Here is a 23,127-nt window from a genome sequence, read left to right as displayed (position 1 = left end):
TTAACATTAAATTTGGGGTTAAATGCTTTCTGATAATACTTTTCATAAAAATAAGAATTGGGAGTGGTAAAAAGTTCACTTCACTCCCAATTCTTATTTGCTAAGATTATATTTCTATTAAATTATATTCTCTGCTTCCTAATCCTAATTCTTCTCCATAAGATAGTTGAATATCTCCACAGGTATTGCTTCTCATTGACTTAAACTTATCATGCTCACAATTTTCATCATGATGATGATGTTCATTTTCTAATAATGAGTTATTTAACGCCTTTGCCTTGTTTACTAAATCTAAGCATGCTTGATCAAGGGCTATAGGATCTTCAGATGCAAGAATCCCTATATCAGAAACTATAGGTGCGTCACTCCATGGAACGCAATCACAGTCTGGTGTTATGTTTATAAGGAAATTAATATATCCTACCTTGCCCTCCTTGCCTTTCACCGCTCCATAAGCATACTCGGTAAGTTTCTCTGTGAACTCTTTCATTTCCACATCCCAGTTCAATTCAATAGCTTTTACAGAACATACTGTCATACACTCACCACAGCCTATGCACTTTTGTCTATCTATATAAGATTTTTTATTTTCAATAATTGCAGCTGCTTGAGGGCATACCTTTGCACACTTTTCACAACCTACACAATTATCAGCATTTACAAAAGGTCTTGTAGAGTGTTGTTCTCTTTTTCCTGACGCTGGAGCACAACCCATAGCTAAATTCTTAATTGAACCGCCAAAACCAGCCATTTCATGTCCTTTAAAGTGAGACATAACAATCATACTGTCTGCAGCGGTTATTCCCCCTGCTATTTTAGCATTTTTAAAATGCTTTTTATTAATTTCTATCTCTTTAACATCTTCCCCTAAGATTCCATCAGCAATAACTACTGGAGCCCCTGTCACAGCGTAGTCAAAACCATGCATTACTGCAGTTTCTAAATGGTCTACTGCATTATGTCTGCTTCCAGAGTATAATGTGTTTGTATCTGTAAGGTATGGCTTAGCCTTACTTTCTTTTATTTTGTTAACAACTTGTCTAACATAAACAGGACTTATAAAAGAATCATTTCCTAATTCCCCAAAGTGAATTTTAATCGCTGTTAAGTCCCCTTCATTTAAAAGCTTTGAAAATCCTGCTCTATCAAATAATCTTTGAATTTTAGTTATTTTATTTTCTTTTTCACTTCTAGCTCTAAGATTAGCAAAGTATACATTACTTGTCATAGATAGTCATCCCCTTTATATTTTATAATAGCTTCTTTTATTTCTAGAAAATACCACAATTAAAATACTAAATATTAATGTAGTTATATTCAAGTAGTTACTTTTATGTAATATAGTAACAATGTGTAAACCAGTATGACTTTAAATGCAAAAAACTATAGAAATAAATAAAACCTCCATCAATAATAATGGAGGTTAGTACTCTTCTGAAATTAAATACTGTTACTATAGTGCATTTAGAGCTCTTAATAAGTTATCTAACTCTAAACCATGAACTTGAGCAGCCTGCTCTAAAGTTTCAGCTTGAGATGCTGGGCATCCTACACATCCCATTCCAAATGTCATTAGAACTTCTGCGTATCTAGGGTTCATTCTGATTATTTCTCCTATTGTCATGTCCTTTGTTACTTTTTCCATAGCATATACCTCTCTTTACCATTTTTATAAGAACATTTTTATTATATACTTTAACTATAAATTTATTATATTTTTATTTTATAATAAATTCAAGATAGCACTTTAAAGTCTATTAGTTACATTTTTGTTACCTAATATAAGTTTAATGTTAATTATTTTATATATCAAGCTTTATAACTTTTTTCTATAATTACCATATTTTCTATTGCCTAATTTTGATATTACATTACTCTATAACTTTCGTCAAGGAATTAAAGTATTGGTGCTGGTAAAATATTATTGATAATTACTTAACCCAATGTTATAATTCAGTTAAAAGTAAATAATATGGATTTAGGTACTTATGGAGCAAATCATAAGTTTAAAAGGGAAACGAGTTAAAGCCTCGTGCGGTCCCGCCACTGTAATGAGGAGTATATTGATATTATGTCACTTGGTAACAGGGAAGGCATCAATATGCGATGAATCAGAGCCAGGAGACCTGCCTAAATTTTTCACTGAGCATGCTTACGTGGATAAGCTGGTGAACAAATAGTTTTGTTTGTAAACCGTTATCTAGCTGATAGCGGTTTTATTATTAAGATAATTATATTCAGGTAGTATATTTCTGTCTGATAGAATTTTTAATTTATTTCAGGAGGATGACATATGATAAACTTTAAAAAGATTGTTACGTTTCTAATTTGCTCCATTTTTGTTATATCTCTAAGTGCTTGTTCAAATAAAAGTTCCTCTTCAGAAAATAGTAATGGTTCTAGTAATAACAACTCTAAAATTACCTCTTACCCACTAACCTTCAAAGACTTCTATGGAAGAGATGTAAAAATAGACAAAGAACCTCAAAGGATAGTTTCAGGCGCACCTAATATTACAGAAACATTATTTGCTTTAGGTGAAAAGGATAAGCTAGTTGGAAGGACTGATTTTTGTAATTTTCCTCAAGAAACTAAAAGTATTCAATCTATCGGAGGAATTCAAAATCCTAATATAGAAAAAATAGTAGAGCTAAAGCCAGATATTCTTATCGCTTCATCAATCTTTCCAAAGGAAGCAGTAGAAAAATTAGAAGCTTTAAATGTTAAGGTTGTTATAATCCAAGGCGATGAAAGCTTTGAAGGAACTTATACTACAATAAAAAAAGTAGGACAAATCGCAAATGCTAATGAAAAGGCAGCTGAAATTGTAACTAATATGGAAAAGAAGATTGCTGAAGTTAAAGAAAAAGTTACTGGTAAAAATACTCCTAGCGTATATTACGTTATATCCTATGGTAAAGATGGAGATTTTACTGCAGGAAAAAATACCTTTATCAGCAAAATGATAAGTATGGCTGGCGGTAAAAATGCTGCTGATGATGCTGAAGGATGGGCTTACAGCCTGGAAAAACTCATAGAAAAAAATCCTGATATTTTAGTTTGCTCTACTTATATCGCAGGAAGTCCTGATGATATTAAGACTGGAATTAAAAATACTAACGGATATAAAGACTTAACAGCTGTAAAAAATAATAAATTATTTGATATTAACCCTGATATTTTAGAAAGACAAGGTCCTAGACTGGCAGAAGGCTTCGAGCAGCTAGCTAAGATAATACATCCAGAAGCATTTAAATAATTTTATCGATGAGAGGCTTTATTATGGTATCATCAACAAATAATAAACACTACAAACTTTATCTTACATTATTAATTATTATACTTTTTGCTTCTTCAATTCTTTGCAGTACCTTAGGTACTGCAAATATATCCTTTTTAGAATCTCTACAAATTATTTTACATAACATTCCCTTTATAAGTAACTTGATTTCAGTAGATAGCTTTTCATCTACTCATACTGTAATAATACTTAACATAAGATTGCCCCGTATTATACTATCCGGTATTGTGGGCATGGGATTATCTATTGTAGGTGCGGCATTTCAGGCAATGTTTAAAAACCCAATGGCAGATCCTTATGTATTAGGTGTATCCTCAGGCTCTGCTCTTGGTGCTGCATTAGCAATAGTTACAGGTATGGATAACTCTTTCAGCGGACTGGGCATTACTACCCTTCTGGCTTTTGCTGGTGCAATTATAACCACTATAATAGTATATAGCATTGCTAAAGTTGGTAATAAAGTTCCTATAAATACCTTATTGCTTTCTGGTATATCTGTAAGCTTTCTTTTGTCTTCGCTAATATCCTTACTAATGGTATTTAATCGTGAAAGCATTGAAAAAATAATATTTTGGACTATGGGAAGTGTTTCAACTGCAAGTTGGAATCAAGTTATAATGCTCTCTATATTTGTAATTATAGGCTTATTAATTTTTATGATTTTTTCAAGAGACCTAAATATAATGCTCACTGGCGATGAAACTGCAAAAAGTTTAGGCATTGAAGTTGAAAACTTGAAGAAAATAACGCTAATTATATCTTCTTTAGTTGTTGCAGCCTGCGTATCTGTTAGCGGAGTTATAGGCTTTGTAGGTTTAATAATACCTCACATAATAAGAATACTCTTAGGACCTGATCATAGAATTCTAATTCCATTTTCAGCTGTAGGTGGAGCTCTGTTTATGATACTATCAGATACTTTAGCTAGAACTTTAGCATCACCCGCTGAAATCCCCGTAGGAGCTATTACCTCAGTAATTGGGGCCCCTTACTTTATCTATCTTTTAATAAAAAATAAAAGGAAGGTGTAATAGGTGACTAAACCTAAGGCTTATTCAGTACAGGTTCAAAATCTAGATTATAGCTATGAAGACAAGAAAATTCTTCAGGATATAAATATCAATTTTAAAGAAAATAAGTTTTATAGTATTATAGGTCCTAACGGCTCTGGTAAAACTACTTTTATAAAGAACTTATCTAAAATTTTAGAGCCTAAAAAGAATTCTATATTAATTGAGGACAAAGATATTATAAGTTACAAAAATAAAGAGTTAGCTAAAAAAGTCTCCACTGTTCCTCAAAATACTATTTTAGACTTTGACTTTTCTGCTTTGGATATAGTTTTAATGGGAAGATCACCATACATATCCAGACTTCAATCAGAAAATGACAAGGATATGGAATTAGTAAAAAATGCAATGGAGATGACCAATACCTGGCAGTTAAGAGAAAAAAATATTTCCTCCCTAAGTGGAGGCGAACAGCAGAGAGTTTTAATAGCTAGAGCACTTGCTCAAGATACAAAAATAATTCTGTTAGATGAACCAATTTCTCACCTTGATTTATATCATCAGGTAGAATTGCTAGATACTATCAAGTTTCTAAATAGAGACATTACCATCATAACTGTACTTCATGATTTGAATCTAGCTGCTCAATACAGTGATGAAATACTGTTAATGAGCAAAGGTAGAATTATTTCTCAAGGGTCTCCTGAAGAAGTAATAACTAAAAAAAATATAAAAGAAGTTTATAATATGGATGTACATTTATTAAAAAATCCTTCAAATGGAAGACCACATATTATCCCAATAAGCAAATCTTTAGAAAATAAGAAGGAGTTATACGCAACATAGTATAACTCCTTCTTATTACTTTAACTTTAAAGGAAACCCACAGGCCACCAAATACGCTTCATCACTGAAGCTTCCTATATATTGATTTACATGTCCTAAAATATCACTAAATATTCTTCCAAGTCTATATTCAGGCACTAAACTCCAACCTACTTCGTTAGTAACAATAACTACTTCTTTGTCACTGTCCTTTGCCGCTAAAAGCAGTGTTTCTACCTCTGATTTTATCTTCTTACTAAGCTCTGATATATCTTCCTGTGACATAGTATCAAAGTTGTACTCTTTGTCAAACATAAAGTTTGTTACCATAGTGCCTATACATTCAATCATTATATATTTATGGCTATCTTTTTTTATAACTTCCGCTAAATTTTTAAAGCCTTCATAGGTTGCCCATTTTTGATTTCTCTGTTTTTTGTGCTTTTCAATTCTTTTTTCCATTTCCTTGTCTGTTACTATAGCCGTTGCAATATATAACACATCATTTTTGTTCTCTAATAACTTTTCTGCAAAGGTACTTTTTCCACTTCTGCTGCCGCCAGTAACCAAGATTATCTTTCCCATGTCCATATCTCCTTATAATACTATTTAATAATTGCAAGACCATTTTATTATATTTCTTAGTCTGCTTTTATCCTCTTAATTTTCTATTGAATATGTAACTATCTTAAAATAACTGCTATTAAAATTAATGTTAGTATTTCCACCAATTCGTTATTTGCTCCTAAAATATCTCCTGTAATTCCCCCAATTTTACTCTTAGAAAACTCATTAAATATTGCAGTGAAAACCACTCCAGCAAATAGTAGTATTATTACATGTATAGCATTCATCATTAAGATTAAAATTCCTGTAGTTAATAAAAAGCTGATAAAAAGTTGAAGCTTTCCAACATTCTCCACAAAAAGGTTGCCAGATCCCGTCTTTTTAGCATTTTTACCTATAGTAATTATAAAAACCGTGGTGAATCTTGATATAATAGGTACAACTATAATTCCTATAGGAAAACTTGGAGCTATTGATGAGAATAAAGCATACTTAAAGAGCAAGTCAAATATTACTGAAATACAAGCATAGCTTCCTATTCTACTGTCCTTCATTATCTCAATTATTCTATCATTGCCTTTAAAGGCGAAAAAACCATCACAGGTATCTCCTACCCCATCTAAATGTAGCGCTCCTGTTACTATGATTCCAGCTAACAGTATTATTACAATAGTAGGTTCTAATGGTAAAATCCTTATAAAGAGCTCATATATACCCCATTGAATAGCTCCTATTATAAATCCAACTACAGGAAGAAATATAGCTCCTCTTTTAAAATCTTCTTTCTCACAAGGTAAATTTAGGTTAACTGGAATTCTGGTTAAAAATTGAACCATTAATAATAGATTTTGTATTATTCTTTTCATTTTTTGTTTCCCCCATCATTTTTTAAGCTTGTCTTTTGATTTAAAAAACTTACACATGAGTTATACTATCTATAAATAGGTTTCCATACTCATATTTTATTAAAGTTATATCACAATTCTTAGAGCCAAAACTCCAGAAGAAGTCTAAGTTGCCTCCTAATATGTAACAATAAATAGACCTTATAACTCCACCGTGAGTTACGATTAGAATATTTTCTTCATCAAGCTTTAAAATGTCATCCATGAAGCTTTTAACTCTACCATAAACCTGTAAATAACTCTCTCCCCCTGGTGGTGCAAAGTCCCTCCAATTTTCACACCAGAGCTTCCATTCTGCAGGGTACAGCTCTTTTATTTTATCATAAGCTTTTCCTTCAAACTCTCCAAAGTTTGTTTCATTTATTCTACTATCTCTGATTAAATTGCAATGCTTATTTTTCAATAAAATATCAGCTGTTTGCTCTGCTCTCTTTTTTTCACTGATATATACTGTTTTAAAGTTTATATCTCTTAGTATCTCTTCTGCTCTATGTGATTGTAATATACCCTGCTCTGTAAGTTCTACATCAAGGCTTCCATAGTAACTTCCGCCCTGATTTTCCTTAGTTTCCCCATGTCTTACAAAATATAAATTCATTTAATTTCTCCCCCAATTATTTAATTTATTAAAACTAAATACTACTTCTACACCCCTTACATTATAATACAATTAGTAAAATTTTTCACTTCATCCTAATCCTCTATAGTGTAAAATATCCTACTCTACAACAAATACTCTTAAAATAAAAGTTACAGACTACACTAACCTATAGCCTGTAACTTTTAAATTTCTTTAAACCTATCCTTTTCTACTTAATCTAAACTTGGTAAGGTTGAGCCTCCGAAAGGCATGAGAATTACCTTAGAATCTTCCCCAGTTTCTTTGAAAGCAGCTTCCACAGCACTTTGTGCATCGCTAAAAGGCTCCATAAATATACTTCTCACAAATCCTTCTTCAAGTTCAGAAACTAGGTATACCTTACACCTTTTTAATATCATAGCAATTGCTGCTGCTTTATGACCTCCTAATTGAAAATTCTTTTTTATTTGTTCTATCATATCTTCAGGTTTTTCTGCTTCTAACATCCAGTTCTCAAATACCTTTTCTCCTAATCCTTCCTTGCAGGAGGCAACTAATATTATTATCCCACCTTCTTTTACCGCATGCTTGGAGTTGTCCAACGCTTTTTGGGCTTGATATAAGTTTAAATCCTTAGGGTATCCTCCCGGTGTTGTGATAACAATATCCGCTTTTTCTTTTATTCTTATCTTATAAAAACTATCTAAAAACTTACAGCCTTCTCTATGAGCCTTTATATAGTGACCGGCTACTGCTTTAATTATTTGTTTGTTACTATCTAGTACTACATTTACTATAAAGTCTATAGGTACAAACTTTTCTACAGTTTCTATATCCATTCTTACAGGATTATCTTTTACATTCCCCGTTGTTGCTTTTTCATGCACCATTTTGCTATGATTTGCCTGAATAGCTGCCCTTGTTGAAACTCCCGGCATTATGGCCTTGGCACCTCCGCTGTATCCTGCAAAATAATGATATTCTATATTTCCTAAGCAAATTCTTCTGTCAGCTTTAACAACAATTTTACTAATGTCCACCGGCGTTCCCTCTGATGTTACTCCAAGATGCACAAACTCTGTTGAACTGCTGTCTATGCAGTTTATTTTTTCATATATCTCTTTACCAACTAAATATTTTTTTTCTTCCTCTGTGTGAGATCTATGACTACCAAGAGCAAATACTATGGTAATATCCTGATCCTTAATTCCAGCACTATTTAGTTCTTCTATTACTACAGGTAGAACTATTTTACTTGGCATAGGTCTGGTTATATCACTAGTAACTATTACTACTTTCTCTCCTGGTTTTACTATGTTCTTTAATCTGCTGCACGCAATAGGGTTTTCCATCGCCCTTCTGACCTCATCTGCACCAGTTAGCTCTATTTTTACCTCGTTAGGCTCTAATATGCCCAAAATATTTTCACTATCTATGCCAAAGTTCATCTTTCCCTTTCCAAATCCAAAACTATATTCCATCCCCAATTTCCCCCTTATTTTTAAATAAAAACAGTAGAATTAGAATAAAGGACTTTATGCTAATCTACTGTTTTATTTAACTTTTGAATTACTCTATTATTTTTATTGGTCTTTTCTCTTCATAGGACTTTCTTGCAGCCATTGCAATTATAATTGGCTTTAATCCATCTATGCCTTCAACAGGAGTTTTGGTATCATTTTTGATTGCATTAAAGAACTGTCTTAGTTCCTCCACAAAGGAATCCTTATATCTTTCTAAGAAGAAATATTTAGGCTTATCAGCAAACACTCCTTCTGAAGTGCTAAGGACAGCTGAAGATGGAGTATCATTACTTACCGTTACCCCTCCCTTAGAACCGAATACTTCAACTCTTTGATCATATCCGTAGGCAGCTCTCCTGCTGTTATCTATAACACCTATAGCCCCATTTTTGAATTTTAGTGTAATTAAGGCTGTATCTACATCTCCAGCTTCCCCAATGGCAGGATCTACAAGCACTGCTGCATTTGTATATACCTCTTCTACCTCACTTCCAGATAGATATCGTACCATATCAAAATCGTGGATAGTCATATCCATGAACATTCCACCAGAAACCTTAACATACTCAATTGGTGGCGGCTCTGGGTCTCTAGAAGTAACCTTAATGATATGAGGGTCACCTATTTTTCCTTCTTTTATAAGCTCATGTACCTTTCTAAAGTTGTGATCAAATCTCCTGTTAAAACCTACCTGAAACTTAACTCCTGCCTTTTTAACGGCATCGAGAGCAGCAACTATCTTTTCAAGATCAAAATCTATAGGCTTTTCACAAAAAATATGCTTTCCTGCTTCAGCAGCTTCTATAGTTATAGTTGAATGGGTATTGGTTGAAGAACATATGAGAACTGTATTTATCTCAGGATCTTTTAATATATCCCTATAGTCTTCATAAACCTCTTCTATTCCTATTCCCTGTGCCCATTCAATTATCTTATCTGCGTATATATCAGCAATTGCCTTAAGCCTTATATCTGGAAAATTATTGACTATATTCTCCCCATGTAGTTTTCCTATTCTTCCTGCACCGATTATTCCAAGGACAATGTTATTTGACATTTTTAACCTCTCCCATCTAATGCTACTGGTATTTTTTATCAGATCTTTTTCGGATTAACTCCCAGTACTTTTATCTATAAGCCAGTTTGCTCTTTTATAAATTTTCTTGCCTTAATTGCATATTCTAAAGGATTCGCTTTGGCTGGGTCTTGTTCAGCCTCAACAATAAACCATCCTTCATAATTATTTTTGTCTAAGATTTTAAAAAGAGTGGCATAACTAATCATTCCATCACCTGGAACAGTAAAGACTCCATGCTTAACTGCATTAAGAAAGCTCATCTGTTCCTTGTAAACTTTATCTAATACTTCTTCTCTTATATCCTTTAAATGTACATGTTTTATTCTATTTATATACTTATTTAAAACCACCTCTGGATTTACCTGTGAAAAAGTAAGATGCCCTGTATCAAATAGTAAATAAACTAACTCTGGGTCTGTCATTGCCATCAGCTTATCTATTTCTTCTAGAGTCTGTACTCCTGTACCCATATGATGGTGATAAACAATATTCATATCTTGCTCTTTAGCAAGTTTTCCAAGCTCCTCTAAGCCTCTTGCAAGCTTAACCCATTCCTCCTCTGAAAAATGAGGCTTCCTACTTATAACAGGCACATCTATCATTCCCTGAATACTATGGCCCTGTTCCGCTACAACAATTACCTCTGCTCCCATTTCCTTTAGAAAATCTCTATGCTTTATAAAGGCTTCAGCAGTTTCTTCAAAGGGTTTAGTAGTTAAAAAGGAACTAAACCAAGCGCTGGCTATACTTATACCCCTTAGTTCTAAAGCTTTTTTTAATACTTGAATATCTCTAGGGTACTTATTCCCCACCTCACTTCCTGTAAATCCTGCAAGTGCCATTTCACTTATACATTGCTGAAAGGTATTTTCTCTCCCAAGCTCAGGCATATCATCATTTGTCCATGCTATAGGAGCTATCCCAAGTCTTACTTTATTTTTATCTAACATACTATTCCTCCACCCATCTCCCTAATATTCTCTAGCTTTTTTCATTTCTTCTTCTAATTCTTCACGGGCTTTCTTTATACTTTCCTTATTGGATACCTCTGCAATACCTACCCGCCACCAGGATTCATAATCATGAGTCATAGTTTTTGGTAGTATCTTAATGTCAATTAAGGTGGATACAGTTTGTTTTTTAGAATTCTCAATGGCTGTCCTTAGTTCTTCTACAGTTTTAACCCTATAGGTTTTGCACCCATAGGCAGTGGCACTCATAGCAAAATCTATTGGAACTAAATCACCATCCAGCTTGCCTGTTTCCTCATTTCTAAATCTAAACTCAGTTCCAAAGCTTCCCATGCCCTTACCCATTTGCAAATTATTTATACATCCAAAGGACATGTTGTCAAAGACTATAATATTTATTTTCTTTTTCTCCTGAATAGATGTTGGTAATTCTGAATGAAGCATCATATATGAACCATCCCCTAATAGGGAATACACTTCTTTTTCTGGAGCTGCAATCTTAACTCCTAAAGCTGCATTTACTTCATAGCCCATACAGGAATAACCGTATTCCATATGGTAGCTGTTAACTGTCTTTGGTCTCCATACCCTCTGCAGATCCCCTGGAAGACTTCCTGAAGAACCTACCACTATTGCGTCATCATCCAGCATTTCATCTAGCATCCCTAATACTTTAGTTTGAGTAAGATAAGCTCCTGTTTTCTTTCCAAACTCTTCTAGTACATGATCTAAGTGACCAGCCACTTCCGGCTTAAAAGTTTCACCGGTATATTCTAAATTAAACAATCTATCTAATTCAGCCTGCCACTTATCTTTAGCTTCTTTTATTTCCTCTTTATAGCATGATTTATATCCAACCTTACCTAATTCATCACCTATAGCTTCCAAGGCTACTTTAGCATCTGCAATAACTTTAATTGCATCTAGTTTATAGGAATCAAATTCAGCTATGTTTATATTTAAAAATTCAACCTCTGGATTTTGAAATAACCACTTAGAGGAGGTTGTAAAATCTGTATATCTAGTTCCAACACCTATTATAAGATCTGCCTCCTTAGCAATAGTGTTCGCTGCTAAGTTTCCTGTAGCTCCTATTCCTCCTAAATTTAATTTATCACTCCACAAAACAGCACTTTTTCCCGCCTGTGTTTCTCCAAAAGGAATGTTAAATCTCTCTGCAAAACCTTTAAATACTTCTGCAGCTTCAGAATACCTTACCCCACCACCGCAGATTAGTATAGGCTTTTTCTTCCTAAGAATTAGCTCTGCTGCCTCTTTAATCATTTCCTTTGTTGCAGGCCTTCTTTCTATTCTGTGAATTCTCTTTTTAAAGAAATACTCTGGATAATCATAGGCTTCACCCTGAACATCCTGTGGAAGTGCTAATGTAACAGCTCCTGTATCTGCAGGGTTTGTCAGCACCCTCATAGCATTTATAGCTGCTGTCATTAGCTGCTCCGGTCTGCTTATTCTATCCCAGTACTTACTTACTGCTTTAAAGGCATCGTTTGTGCTTATATTTAAATTATGAAAATGCTCTACCTGCTGCAATACAGGGTCTGGCTGCCTTGCTGCATATACATCTCCCGGTAAGAAAAGTACAGGAATTCTGTTTGCAGTTGCAGTTGCTGCTGCTGTCACCATATTAGCTGCTCCTGGTCCTACGGAGGAGGTGCAGGCATATATCTGCTTTCTGTGCATTTGCTTTGCAAACCCCATAGCTGCATGAGCCATTCCCTGCTCATTTCTACCTTGATGAACTATTAAGTCTCCTGGATCTTCTTCTAAGGCTTGACCTAGTCCAAGTACATTTCCATGTCCAAAGACTGTAAATATCCCCTTAACAAATTTAGTTACAGTGCCATCAAACTCTATATACTGGTTATCAAGAAACTTAACAAGAGCCTGAGCCATTGTAAGTCTTATAGTTTTCATATTTTCACCTCTTAAAAACTCTTACGAGTATATTACTTAAGCTGATTTTTTTAAAATTCACTTTATATTATTAACTGAATTCTATTTATCCGGCCAAATTTTAGCGTCCTTTTCTGTAACCCATAAATGTTCAGGAACAAAGGTTGGAGTTATATATGGGTTTCCATCTAAGTGTCTTATAACCCAGATGTAGTACATTGCATACCCTGGTGCTGTAGTTTGAGGATGAGTAGCGTTATCTAATATTTTTACAGTATCATTATTTTTTATTTTTACTACGTCCTCTCCTAGTTCAGAGAAGCCATATCCATTTTCAGGGTTAAACTTATAGAAGTATATCTCTGGCTGTGGATGATAATGCGGAGGGTAGCTCGACCATTTTCCTGGATAATCTACTACTTCCCCTACTACTAGGTTTGAATAATCTGCATTTGAATAATCAAAAACAGTTCTTACAATTCTTGTGGATGCCTCCTTCATTGTTCCAGCTCCACGATTTTCACTTCTACATTCTTTATTTGTATATAATTTAGATTGAAATACCTTGTCATTAGTGGTTTTCGTAACAGAGATTTCCGTATCTTCCGAAAGACCAGTAATTTTTACCTCTACATCCTTCGGTACATGAAGCACCCATGGATCCTCATCAAAACAAGATTTTCTTGCAGCTATTTCTTTTTTTTCTTTATATTCAAAAACCACTTCACCTTTTATTAAAAGAAATGCCCTTTCTTTACTGTCTTTGTCTATTTCTACCTGTCCTTTAGCAATTCTCAATATGCCAAAGTCCATCATAGTATTATGCTCTTTTTCATCAATTGCAGCTATAGAGTTATAGCCATAACTAAAAGCTTCCTTTTGTCTAATTCTCAACACCTTACGTCACCTCTCTATAAATTTTAAATATAAGCTATTTGCTACACTTTCTTTCTAGCACTCTTCTAACCTTTGTAATTATGTGGTTGTAGGTAAGTCCATACTCTTCTTTTAAATAATCTACCGGTCCAACTTGACCAAATCTATCTTCTACACCTACCCTTTCAACAGGTACTGGTACACTCTCTACAACAACCTCCGCCACTGCCGAACCTAATCCGTTAAGAATACTGTGATTTTCAGCAGTTACAATTGCTCCTGTCTCCTCAGCGCATTTTATTATTGCTTCTTTGTCTATAGGCTTTAAGGTAAATATATTTTCAACTCTTACGGAAATTCCTTCTTTGTCCAACTCTTCAGCCGCTTTAAGGGCCTCTTCCACCATTATGCCCGTAGCAAAGACTGTTACATCCTTGCCGTCTCTTAGCGGTATAGCCTTTCCGATTTCAAAGGTAGATCCTTCTGCATAAATCTTTGTGGCACTTTTTCTCAGAAGTCTTGTATAAAACACACCATATTTATAAGCAATCTGTCCTATTATATCTTTAAGCATGGTACTATCTACAGGTTCAATAATGGTTATATTAGGAACGTTTCTTAATATTCCCATATCCTCAAAAGGCATATGAGTGCCTCCATTGTAAGCAGCAGTTACTCCTGGATCACTACCGGTTATTTTCACATTTAACTTTCCATAACCACAGGATAAAAATATTTGATCAAAGCACCTTCTTGTAGCAAAAGGACCAAAGCTGTGGGCAAAGGGAATCAGCCCCACTGCAGACATGCCTGCTGCTGTTCCCATCATATTAGCTTCCTGTATTCCAACATTAAAGGTTCTTTCAGGATATTTCTTCTGGAAAGACACCATTCCCATAGAACTCATTAAATCAGCATCAAGTACAACTACATTCTCATCTTTTTCAGCCAACTCCATAAGAGTCTCACAGTACATAGTTCTCATTTCTTTTTCTTCTTTTACTCTTTTTTCAGCTAATTTTACAACCACTATTTCTCCACCTCCTTCAGCTTATCTTCTAAAAGTCTTATAGCTTCTTTCATCTGTTCTTCGCTTACTGTAATATGGTGGTTACTTACAATGCCTTCACCAAAACAATAACCTTTACTTTTTATAGTGTTAAGCACTATAACCGAAGGTTTTCCCTTATTCTCCTTAGCTTTAATAACTGCATTGTATATTTCCTCAACATCATGGCCACAAACCTCTTGCGAAAACCATCCAAAGCTTTGGAATTTAGCCACTATATCCCCTAAATCATTTATATCCTTTGTAAATCCATCTAATTGCTGCTTATTATAGTCAACAAAGGCTATAAGATGGTCTGCCTTTTGTTGGGCAGCACACATAACCATTTCCCATACCTGACCTTCCTGAATTTCTCCATCGCCAAGAATTAGATAAATATAATTGCTTCTTCCTTTTAGTCTGTTTCCAATTGTTACTCCTAGAGCTGTTGATGCACCTTGACCTAGAGAGCCTGTAGTCATATCTATACCTGTAGTAAGATTTCTATCACAGTGGCTTGGTAAATGAGTAGCTGGTTTATTTAGGGTAAGTAGGTCTTCTTTAGGAAAGTAGCCCTTTAATGCTAAGGTAGAGTATACCGCAGGGCCGGCATGTCCCTTTGAGCATACAAGCCAATCTCTTTCCTCCCAGCTTGGATTTTTCGGGTCTATATTCATTACGTCACCATAAAGAACTGCTAATGTATCAACTACTGACATAGCTCCTCCCATATGTCCAAAACCTAAGGTGCCAATGGTTCTTATAGTCTCAATCCTTATTTTAAGAGCCAGTCCTTCTAGCTCCTTCTTTTTTTCTAAGCTTAACATACTATACCTCCACTTCCCGTGTATAAGCCTTTTTCATTGCTTCAATTAAAGGTAATTTTACTCCAGATAAGAACCTAACCATAGCACCACCAGCAGTACAAACATAATTTATCCTTGACGTATCAATAAAACGCTGTGCGGCACTAACAGTATCTCCTCCACCTATAACAGAATATCCTTTTGCTTCTGCTATAGCAGTCCATATTCCCTTAGTTCCATTTTCAAAGATTTTATTTTCATAAACTCCTGCTGGTCCATTGACAAATATAGTCCCTGCTTTAGAGAGTTCTTTCTTAAACAACTCTATAGTTTCACAACCTATATCCATAAACATATGGTTTAAAGGAAGTTTATCAATAGAAGTCTCTTTTCTCATACCACCTTCTTCATAGGCTAAATCTAGAGGATAAACTATCTTTTCACTATACTTTTCTAAATACTCCTTTGCAGAGCCTATAAATACATCTAGTTTTCTATCCTTAATAAATTTTTCATTAACCTCTCCTATGTTATAGCCCTTAGCCATCAACATAATATTGCCTGTAACTCCACAGCATAATATTTTGTCTGCAGTGCCATTTTCTAATACTTGTTTCATCATTCCAAAGGCATCAGATATCTTAAGTCCACCAAGTACAAAAACAGAAGGCTTGATCGGGCATTCCATAACCTTTGTAAGCGCACTTAGCTCTTGAAACATAAGCAAACCTGTTGCCGTAGGAAGTAATTCCTGAAAGGCTACCATTGAAGGAGCATTTCTGTGAGCTGCTGCAAAGGCATCATTTACATAGAAGTCTACTATTGGAGCAAGACTTCTTACTAAATAGGTATTCAGCATATCCTTAGCCTCAAGTTTTACTGCATCCTCAAAGGTTGATATTTCTTCTGTTAGATATCTAAGATTTCCTAGGAGAACTACTTCTCCTGATTTTAAATTCTTAACTGCATCCTGTGCTGCAGGACCACAAACATCGTCAATATATTTAACTTCTCTGCCTAGCTTTTGTGATAACTTTTCTGCATGTTCTCTCATTGGTATTAAATTGTGATAGTCCAGTGTATCTCCCTGGTGAGCAATTGTAGCTACTTTTGCTCCCCTGTCTATAAGGTATTTAATTGTAGGAATACTCTTATTTATTCTATTTTCACTTACAATCTTTTTAGTTTCTATGTCTATAGGAGAGTTTATATCAAGCCTTAATAAAACTCTTTTATCCTTATAATCAAACTCCTCCATAGACCTTATTCCAACATCTACTTTGACATCCATTTTCCCAACCCCAAATACTTATTTGTTTCTGTAACTGCTTCAATTCTATCCCTTTGCATTTCCATAGCTGCTCTTATCGCATCTATATTTTCTGGTATAACTACCGCTTCCTGTGGAATATTTATAGCAAACATTATATCCTTACCAGACTTAACAACAGACTCTTCAAATACAGCTATTTCATACATATCTCCTCTTGGGTTTCCAAGGTCCCTTGCATACCTGAATAAAGACGCATTTCCTAAGAATCCATCAGCAAGTCTTACATTTCTTATTCTTGGATGCTGACTAAAGATATCTAATAGCTCTTCTTTTGATATATCTTCCTTAGGCGTAGCTACAACAGTAATTATATGGCCGTGAGTTACCGGTGTATGAACAAGTATCCCTGTAGCATCTACATGAGGCATTATAGTCATAAGATCTAAGGCTTGATGGCTTGGAGCCTTATCTACTTGAAGTGCGTTAGTAAGCCCTCTGTGGTAATCTCCTGGATCTGCAACTCTTCTTATTATGGTAATTGCAACCTTTTTTACACCAACTTTTCTATCTATGCAGTCTACTGCTCTTATTAATCCAGTAGTATTACAGGATGTTAGCTTTAAAAATTGCTTTCCTATACCTTTCTCATAGTTTGCATAGCCATGGAAAAACACATCTGCTACATCATTATTTTCTCCACCTTGGAATATTGCTTTTTTATTGTATTTTTTATAAAGCTCCTTATTTTTAGCACCTATACCAGCACTGGTAGCATCAAGAATTACATCACATTTTTGAATCAAATCTTCTAGTGTTCCACTTATAGGTATTTCAGCTTCCTTGAATAATCCTTCGTTTCCAGCCATTGCATTATATAAGTTATAAGGCATACCCTTTTCCTTTAAAGCTCTTACCGCTAAAGTAGGCGAAACATCAGCAACCCCTACAAGCTCCATATCCCTTTGCAGGGCAACTCCATCTGCTAATCTTTGTCCAATAACGCCGTATCCAGCAACTCCTACTTTTATCATTCTTAATTCCTCCTAAAACTCAAATTATACTTATACTCTTTTTAGACAAATCTATCTCTTATAGACCTTGTCTAAGAAGTTCAATTGTATGCTCTTCAACCATTTCTGGAGTAATATCCTTTCTTCTTGCAACGCCTGTTTCAATAGCAGCCTTCGCCACATATAAAGCAACCTTTGGTGCTATTCTCAAATCAAAGGCCTCTGGAATAACATAGTCTTCTCTTAACTGATCTTCATTTATAAGTTCTGCTATTGCATAGGCTGCTGCAATCTTCATCTCATCATTAATTTCGCTAGCACGAACATCTAATGCCCCTCTAAATATTCCTGGAAAAGCTAAGACATTGTTAACTTGATTTGGGTAATCAGATCTTCCAGTGCATACAACCCTAGCCCCTGCTTCCTTTGCTAAGTTAGGAAGTATTTCTGGGTTTGGGTTTGCCATCGCCATTATTATTGAGTCACTATTCATTGATTTAACCATTTCCTGTGTTACACAGTTTGCTGCTGAAACTCCTAAAAATACATCTGCTCCCTTTAACACCTTTTCAAGATTACCTTGTTCTTGGTCAGGATTTGTTATTTGAGCAATTTCCTCTTTATATTTGTTCATGCCCTCTGTTCTGCTTTTATATATAGCTCCCTTAGTATCACAAAGTATTATATTTTTTGTTCCCATCTTTAACAGAAGCTTTGTTATAGCAATTCCAGCAGAACCAGCACCATTAATAACCACTTTTAAATCTTCAAATTTTTTATTAGTAATTTTTAGGGCATTAATTAGGCAGGCAGAAGACACCACTGCAGTTCCATGCTGATCGTCATGAAATATTGGTATATTACATATTTCCTTTAATTTATCTTCTATTTCAAAACACTCCGGTGCCTTAATATCCTCTAAGTTTATGCCGCCAAAAGCAGATTCCATAAGTTTTACCGTCTCTACAATCTTATTTATGTCTTTAGTTTCTAAGCATATTGGAAAAGCATCCACTCCTCCAAAGGATTTAAATAAAACAGCTTTACCCTCCATAACTGGAAGCCCTGCTGCTGCACCAATATCTCCAAGTCCCAGTACAGCTGTTCCATTAGTAACAACAGCTACCCAATTTCCCTTTGCTGTATAGTCATATATACAATCATAGTTTTTCTCAATCTCTAAGCAGGGTTCTGCTACCCCTGGAGTATATGCAAGAGTTAAGTCCTCCTTATTCTTTACCGGCACCTTGCACCTTAAGGCAATTTTTCCTTTGTTATCTTTATGAAATTTTAATGCTCTTTCTCTTAATTCCAATGTTTTTTCCTCCCGTCCTTGCTATTTTCAATTTTAGATAGAAACTCTTTATTGTATGAATAATATTCCAATTTTTATGCTTTTACATTAACCGGTGTATTAGTATTTGTGTTGCTATTTGAATTTGTCTTAGCCTTCTTTTGAGCCTGAGTTCTTAAAACATCCACATAAACAGCACCAATTATAACTAATCCTATAGCAACAGTCTGTACGTCTGCTGGTACCCCTAGAAGATTCAGTCCATTTCTAAGTACAGCCATAATCATAGAACCTATTAGTGTACCCCATACTGTACCGGAACCACCCATGAAGGAAGCCCCTCCTATGATACAGGCTGCAATAGCATCCGCATCATAGTTTAATCCTGCCAGCGGAAAAGCAGCGTTAACTCTTCCTACTAAAACTATTCCACAAAGGGCTGCCATAAAACCGCTTAGAGAATAGACTAGAACTAGAGTTTTTGATACATTAACTCCTGATAACTTTGCAGCTTCTGGATTACCTCCAACTGCATATATATATCTTCCTTGAGCAGTTCTATTCAAAAATATGTGAAATATAGCGTACACAGCTATAACTAATATAAAACTAACTGGAATTAGACCTATTTTCTCTGAACCTAAGAATTGAACAGATTTAGAAAAACCTGATATCGGTGATGCTCCTGTAACTATAAGTGCCAAGCCTGCTGCCACATTTTTCATAGCTAACGTAGATATAAATGGATGAGGTAATTTCAATTTTGTAAGCAGTATCCCATTGATAAACCCTAGAAAAGAGCCAACTACTAGACATAGTATAATTGCCATCATAGCATTAAGGTGCCATTTTGTTATTGCTACTGCCATTACGCAAATAGATAAAGCTAATACAGAACCAACAGACAAGTCTATCCCTGCTGTTAGTATAGTTAACAGCATACCTACTGAGATTAAACTATTCAGTGCTGATTGATTTGCTATGTTCATGATATTTTTAAAAGTTAAAAATTGATCTGAAGCAAAAGTTAAAATAACACAGAGCAATAGTAATCCTAGTAAAGACCCAAATTTAGATAAAATTGCTCTTAAGGATTTATCTTCTGATACGTTAAACCTATCCTTTTTTCTCTCTTGTTCCATTAATTACACCCCCCCTGAAGCTGCTTTCATAATATTTTCTTGGTTTGCATTTTCTCTAGCAAATTCTCCAGTAATCCTTCCCTCATGCATAACAATAACTCTATCACTCATGCCTAGTATCTCTGGCATTTCAGAAGATATCATTATTATTGCTGAACCATTAGAGACTAGCTCATTCATAACGTTGTAAACCTCTACCTTTGCCCCTACATCTATTCCTCTAGTAGGCTCATCAAAGATAAATATGTCTGCCTTTGTATTCAGCCACTTTGCTATAACAACCTTTTGTTGATTTCCTCCACTTAACTGTCTTACTATAAACTTTTCTGACGGAGGATTTATATTTAGCTTTTTGATATTTTCTTTGCATCTTTCTTTAGACTTTTTCATGTTCAATAGAAACCTAGATTTTATTTTATCGTATGAAGAAATGTTCATATTGAAGGAAACAGTATTGCCAAGAATCAAACCTTGTCCCTTTCTGTCCTCCGTAAGAAATGCAATTCCTGATTTCATAGCATCCTCAGGAGACTTTATTCTTACTTTTCTACCATGAATATATACGTCACCTGAGTTTATCCGGTCTGCACCAAATATTGCTCTAGCAACCTCTGTTCTTCCTGCCCCTACAAGTCCTGCTAGACCTAAAATTTCCCCTCTTCTAACACTAAAGCTTATGCTCTCAAATACTCCTGTACTTTTCAAATTTTCAACTCTTAAAACTTCTTCTCCTAAGGTTGTGTTCACCTTTGGAAATTGATGCTCTAAATTTCTTCCAACCATTAGCTTAATTAACTCATCAGTAGTAACCTCACTAATAGGAAGAGTCTTTACCTTTTCTCCATCTCTCATTACGGTAACTCTATCGCATATCTCCATTATTTCATCAAGTCTATGAGATATAAATATTATAGCTATACCCTTACTTTTTAAATTTTTTACAGTTCTTAACAATTCTCTTACCTCTCTGTTACTTAAACTGGAGGTAGGCTCATCCATTATAAGAAGTTTTGTTTTAACACTAAGGGCTTTAGCAATTTCCACCATTTGCTGCTTTCCCATTCCCAATCTATCTATACCTATTCTAGGATCAATCTCCTGACCTAATTCTCTCAATAATTCTGAGGATCTTTTCCTCATTTCTTTTATATTAAGCAATCCAGATCTACCATTATTCTTTAACTCTCTGCCTAGAAATACATTCTCTGCCACAGTAAGCTGTTTAACAATATTTAATTCTTGATAGATAGCTGTTATACCTAATTCCATGGCATGCTTAGGTCCATTAATTTTAGTTTCTTTTCCCTCTATTAATATCTGCCCCTCATCATTTTTATGAGCTCCTGTTAAAATTTTAATTAATGTAGATTTACCTGCACCATTTTCCCCAACTAGTCCTAGTACCTCTCCTGGATATACATCTAAGTCTATGTTATTTAAGGCCCGTACTCCCGGAAAAATCTTAGAAACACCTCTTAGCTCAATAAACGGTTTTTCCATTATTCAAACCACCTCAATTTTTGTAAGCTATAAAACTTATTTAATGGGCCCAACATAGTATTTTGATGCAATTTCATTTTGTAACTCCGTTGGAGTTTTTACTAGTTGGGCTCATCTTTCAATTTAATTGCTTTGCTTTATAAAAGCTATAATATGGCTATGTTATTCTTATTTTTTCAAAATCTTATCTAAGTCTGCTTGAGCTTGGTCTACGTTTTCCTTTGATATTACACTTGTTCCAGTATCAACTCTAACATCAACCTTTTCACCCTTTGCAGCCTTAACTGCAGTTTCAACACCTAGTTTTCCTATATTATATGGACTTTGTGCAACTGATGCTGTAAGTTCTCCTGCTTTTATTGATTTTAAAGCATCTGGAGAACCGTCAAATCCTACTACAGCTACGTTAGCTTTATTAGCTTGCTTAAGAGCTCTTTCAGCACCTAAAGCCATCTCGTCATTTGAACAGAAAACGCCTTTTACATTAGGATGAGTTTGTAATAAGTTTTCCATTACGGACATAGCTTTGTTTCTATCACTATTTGCAGGTTGTACTTCTACTACTTTTACTCCAGCAGCTTCAAGTTCTGTCTTGGCACCGTTTACACGTTCATCATGAGTTGCATCACCTAATGCTCCTCTTATAATAACTACTTCTGCTCCCTTTCCAATTTTATCAGCTAAGAATTTACCACCAAGTTTACCACCAGCTAAGTTTCCTGTTCCTACAAAAGATTTCTTCTTATCCCACTTTGCATCAGTATCTATAAGTACAACAGGGATTTTAGCCTCATCAGCCTTATCAAAGGTAGCTAATGCTGCACTTGGTTGAGATGGTGCTACCACCAATACGGATACTTTTTTAGTTATTTGGTCTTCCATAATAGATGTTTGCCCTGCTATATCAGTTTCATCATTTGGACCAAGCACCTTTACTTCTACTCCTAAAGCCTTACCAGCATCCATTGCTCCAGCCTGAACTATTTTCCAGTAATCACTATTTAACGCTTTTAATACAACTGCTACATTAGTCTTTCCATCCTTACTACCTGATGTCTGCTGACTGTTATCTGCTGCCTTATTTCCACAACCAGCAAAAGTTGATGATAATACCGCTGTAATAGCAAGTATTCCTAAAATTTTTCCATACCTCTTCATTAAAATTCCCCCTTATTTAATTAAGTTTCAATTTATAAATGCAATTTATAAGCTGTACTACCCTCCTCCTATCGAAACTATATATTAATTTATGTGAAAGATATTTAGTACAACCGTAGAAAAACGCCATTTTTTCCCTCTGCATGTTTATAATAATTCATTTTTTTAAAGCTTCAAACTTTTACTTTTAATTTTTTCTTTGTTTTTTGAATAAAATAATAATATAAATACCGTTCCATTATTTAACTTTTCTGATATAATTATTCTATCAATGTATAGTTTATTATTATTACTTTTATTTTTGAGACAGACATTCTTTAACTTTCCCAATTACTATGTACATAGA

At 34.6% G+C, this 23,127-nt stretch carries 21 protein-coding genes and 1 riboswitch; of the genes, 3 read left to right on the top strand and 18 right to left on the bottom strand.

Going from position 1 to position 23,127, the window contains the following annotated elements:
• Nucleotides 1–106: 106 nt before the first annotated feature.
• Entirely contained in the window at nt 107–1,228 is a 1,122-nt protein-coding gene (locus P8V03_RS08665) for a DUF362 domain-containing protein (protein WP_261672909.1), read from the bottom strand.
• Nucleotides 1,229–1,453: 225 nt separating this feature from the next.
• Nucleotides 1,454–1,645, bottom strand: a complete 192-nt coding sequence (locus P8V03_RS08660; RefSeq protein WP_261672910.1) for a DUF1858 domain-containing protein — start codon at nt 1,643–1,645, stop codon at nt 1,454–1,456.
• Nucleotides 1,646–1,963: 318 nt separating this feature from the next.
• Nucleotides 1,964–2,148: riboswitch (cobalamin riboswitch) on the top strand.
• A 145-nt stretch (nt 2,149–2,293) separates the two neighbouring features.
• On the opposite strand from P8V03_RS08660, the gene P8V03_RS08655 reads away from it, so the two are divergent.
• The 3 genes from P8V03_RS08655 to P8V03_RS08645 are packed head-to-tail and all read left to right on the top strand — an operon-like array spanning nt 2,294 to nt 5,157.
• Complete coding sequence (locus P8V03_RS08655; RefSeq protein ID WP_318797881.1) at nt 2,294–3,259, top strand: ABC transporter substrate-binding protein; 966 nt, start codon at nt 2,294–2,296, stop codon at nt 3,257–3,259.
• A gap of 23 nt (nt 3,260–3,282) precedes the next feature.
• Entirely contained in the window at nt 3,283–4,332 is a 1,050-nt protein-coding gene (locus P8V03_RS08650; RefSeq protein ID WP_261672912.1) for a FecCD family ABC transporter permease, read from the top strand.
• Nucleotides 4,333–4,335: 3 nt separating this feature from the next.
• Complete coding sequence (locus tag P8V03_RS08645) at nt 4,336–5,157, top strand: heme ABC transporter ATP-binding protein (protein WP_261672913.1); 822 nt, start codon at nt 4,336–4,338, stop codon at nt 5,155–5,157.
• A 15-nt stretch (nt 5,158–5,172) separates the two neighbouring features.
• On the opposite strand, the gene cobU is transcribed toward P8V03_RS08645, so the two are convergent.
• From cobU to P8V03_RS08565, 16 genes are all read right to left on the bottom strand, one after another.
• A complete protein-coding gene (gene cobU, locus P8V03_RS08640) occupies nt 5,173–5,721 on the bottom strand; it encodes a bifunctional adenosylcobinamide kinase/adenosylcobinamide-phosphate guanylyltransferase (protein WP_261672914.1) in 549 nt (182 codons plus the stop codon).
• Between the two features lie 98 nt (nt 5,722–5,819).
• Nucleotides 5,820–6,569 (bottom strand): adenosylcobinamide-GDP ribazoletransferase, encoded by a 750-nt coding sequence (gene cobS, locus P8V03_RS08635; protein WP_318797880.1) that lies wholly within the window; start codon nt 6,567–6,569, stop codon nt 5,820–5,822.
• A gap of 49 nt (nt 6,570–6,618) precedes the next feature.
• Nucleotides 6,619–7,206, bottom strand: a complete 588-nt coding sequence (cobC, locus tag P8V03_RS08630) for an alpha-ribazole phosphatase (RefSeq protein WP_318797879.1) — start codon at nt 7,204–7,206, stop codon at nt 6,619–6,621.
• A gap of 215 nt (nt 7,207–7,421) precedes the next feature.
• Complete coding sequence (larAH6, locus tag P8V03_RS08625; protein ID WP_318797878.1) at nt 7,422–8,669, bottom strand: nickel-dependent malate racemase, LarAH6 family; 1,248 nt, start codon at nt 8,667–8,669, stop codon at nt 7,422–7,424.
• A gap of 88 nt (nt 8,670–8,757) precedes the next feature.
• On the bottom strand, nt 8,758–9,768 hold the full coding sequence (iolG, locus tag P8V03_RS08620) for an inositol 2-dehydrogenase (protein ID WP_261672918.1): 1,011 nt from the start codon (nt 9,766–9,768) through the stop codon (nt 8,758–8,760).
• 74 nt (nt 9,769–9,842) lie between these two features.
• Nucleotides 9,843–10,739 (bottom strand): myo-inosose-2 dehydratase, encoded by an 897-nt coding sequence (gene iolE, locus P8V03_RS08615; protein ID WP_318797877.1) that lies wholly within the window; start codon nt 10,737–10,739, stop codon nt 9,843–9,845.
• Between the two features lie 21 nt (nt 10,740–10,760).
• Complete coding sequence (iolD, locus tag P8V03_RS08610) at nt 10,761–12,695, bottom strand: 3D-(3,5/4)-trihydroxycyclohexane-1,2-dione acylhydrolase (decyclizing) (protein ID WP_318797876.1); 1,935 nt, start codon at nt 12,693–12,695, stop codon at nt 10,761–10,763.
• A gap of 81 nt (nt 12,696–12,776) precedes the next feature.
• Nucleotides 12,777–13,571 (bottom strand): 5-deoxy-glucuronate isomerase, encoded by a 795-nt coding sequence (locus P8V03_RS08605; RefSeq protein WP_318797875.1) that lies wholly within the window; start codon nt 13,569–13,571, stop codon nt 12,777–12,779.
• A gap of 34 nt (nt 13,572–13,605) precedes the next feature.
• Entirely contained in the window at nt 13,606–14,535 is a 930-nt protein-coding gene (locus P8V03_RS08600) for a transketolase family protein (protein ID WP_428978969.1), read from the bottom strand.
• Between the two features lie 44 nt (nt 14,536–14,579).
• Nucleotides 14,580–15,425, bottom strand: coding sequence for a transketolase (locus tag P8V03_RS08595; RefSeq protein ID WP_318797873.1), 846 nt, complete (start codon nt 15,423–15,425; stop codon nt 14,580–14,582).
• Nucleotide 15,426: 1 nt separating this feature from the next.
• Nucleotides 15,427–16,695 carry a phosphoglycerate kinase gene (locus P8V03_RS08590; RefSeq protein ID WP_318797872.1) on the bottom strand — a complete coding sequence of 423 codons (1,269 nt, stop codon included), beginning with the start codon at nt 16,693–16,695 and terminating at the stop codon, nt 15,427–15,429.
• The gene (locus P8V03_RS08585; RefSeq protein ID WP_318797871.1) at nt 16,680–17,708 is read right to left on the bottom strand and encodes a type II glyceraldehyde-3-phosphate dehydrogenase; all 1,029 of its coding nucleotides are present in this window, start codon (nt 17,706–17,708) and stop codon (nt 16,680–16,682) included. Before P8V03_RS08585 ends, P8V03_RS08590 begins: the two co-directional genes overlap by 16 nt.
• Before the next feature lie 58 nt (nt 17,709–17,766).
• Entirely contained in the window at nt 17,767–19,002 is a 1,236-nt protein-coding gene (locus tag P8V03_RS08580) for an NAD(P)-dependent malic enzyme (RefSeq protein ID WP_261672926.1), read from the bottom strand.
• Between the two features lie 74 nt (nt 19,003–19,076).
• The gene (locus P8V03_RS08575; RefSeq protein WP_261672927.1) at nt 19,077–20,123 is read right to left on the bottom strand and encodes an ABC transporter permease; all 1,047 of its coding nucleotides are present in this window, start codon (nt 20,121–20,123) and stop codon (nt 19,077–19,079) included.
• A 3-nt stretch (nt 20,124–20,126) separates the two neighbouring features.
• Nucleotides 20,127–21,623 carry a sugar ABC transporter ATP-binding protein gene (locus tag P8V03_RS08570; protein ID WP_318797870.1) on the bottom strand — a complete coding sequence of 499 codons (1,497 nt, stop codon included), beginning with the start codon at nt 21,621–21,623 and terminating at the stop codon, nt 20,127–20,129.
• Between the two features lie 168 nt (nt 21,624–21,791).
• Nucleotides 21,792–22,781: a sugar ABC transporter substrate-binding protein gene (locus P8V03_RS08565; RefSeq protein WP_261672932.1), complete on the bottom strand. Its 990-nt coding sequence runs from the start codon at nt 22,779–22,781 to the stop codon at nt 21,792–21,794.
• Between the last annotated feature and the right edge of the window lie 346 nt (nt 22,782–23,127).

The organism is Clostridium tanneri (assembly GCF_033659955.1).
Taxonomy (GTDB): Bacteria; Bacillota; Clostridia; order Clostridiales; family Clostridiaceae; genus Clostridium_AM; species Clostridium_AM tanneri.
Note: the sequence above shows the minus strand (reverse complement) of the source record. Positions and strands in the feature narration are given on the sequence as shown.

Excerpts from the sequence above, each read along its gene's own strand:
- P8V03_RS08595 (WP_318797873.1), bottom strand. The coding sequence starts at position 15,425 with ATGTTAAGCTTAGAAAAAAAGAAGGAGCTAGAAGGACTGGCTCTTAAA.
- P8V03_RS08655 (WP_318797881.1), top strand. The coding sequence starts at position 2,294 with ATGATAAACTTTAAAAAGATTGTTACGTTTCTAATTTGCTCCATTTTT.
- P8V03_RS08585 (WP_318797871.1), bottom strand. The coding sequence starts at position 17,708 with ATGATAAAAGTAGGAGTTGCTGGATACGGCGTTATTGGACAAAGATTA.
- P8V03_RS08665 (WP_261672909.1), bottom strand. The coding sequence starts at position 1,228 with ATGACAAGTAATGTATACTTTGCTAATCTTAGAGCTAGAAGTGAAAAA.
- P8V03_RS08565 (WP_261672932.1), bottom strand. The coding sequence starts at position 22,781 with ATGAAGAGGTATGGAAAAATTTTAGGAATACTTGCTATTACAGCGGTA.
- iolD (WP_318797876.1), bottom strand. The coding sequence starts at position 12,695 with ATGAAAACTATAAGACTTACAATGGCTCAGGCTCTTGTTAAGTTTCTT.
- P8V03_RS08650 (WP_261672912.1), top strand. The coding sequence starts at position 3,283 with ATGGTATCATCAACAAATAATAAACACTACAAACTTTATCTTACATTA.
- iolE (WP_318797877.1), bottom strand. The coding sequence starts at position 10,739 with ATGTTAGATAAAAATAAAGTAAGACTTGGGATAGCTCCTATAGCATGG.
- P8V03_RS08590 (WP_318797872.1), bottom strand. The coding sequence starts at position 16,695 with ATGGATGTCAAAGTAGATGTTGGAATAAGGTCTATGGAGGAGTTTGAT.
- larAH6 (WP_318797878.1), bottom strand. The coding sequence starts at position 8,669 with ATGGAATATAGTTTTGGATTTGGAAAGGGAAAGATGAACTTTGGCATA.
- P8V03_RS08660 (WP_261672910.1), bottom strand. The coding sequence starts at position 1,645 with ATGGAAAAAGTAACAAAGGACATGACAATAGGAGAAATAATCAGAATG.
- cobC (WP_318797879.1), bottom strand. The coding sequence starts at position 7,206 with ATGAATTTATATTTTGTAAGACATGGGGAAACTAAGGAAAATCAGGGC.
- P8V03_RS08570 (WP_318797870.1), bottom strand. The coding sequence starts at position 21,623 with ATGGAAAAACCGTTTATTGAGCTAAGAGGTGTTTCTAAGATTTTTCCG.
- iolG (WP_261672918.1), bottom strand. The coding sequence starts at position 9,768 with ATGTCAAATAACATTGTCCTTGGAATAATCGGTGCAGGAAGAATAGGA.
- P8V03_RS08575 (WP_261672927.1), bottom strand. The coding sequence starts at position 20,123 with ATGGAACAAGAGAGAAAAAAGGATAGGTTTAACGTATCAGAAGATAAA.
- cobU (WP_261672914.1), bottom strand. The coding sequence starts at position 5,721 with ATGGGAAAGATAATCTTGGTTACTGGCGGCAGCAGAAGTGGAAAAAGT.
- cobS (WP_318797880.1), bottom strand. The coding sequence starts at position 6,569 with ATGAAAAGAATAATACAAAATCTATTATTAATGGTTCAATTTTTAACC.
- P8V03_RS08600 (WP_428978969.1), bottom strand. The coding sequence starts at position 14,535 with ATGAGAACTATGTACTGTGAGACTCTTATGGAGTTGGCTGAAAAAGAT.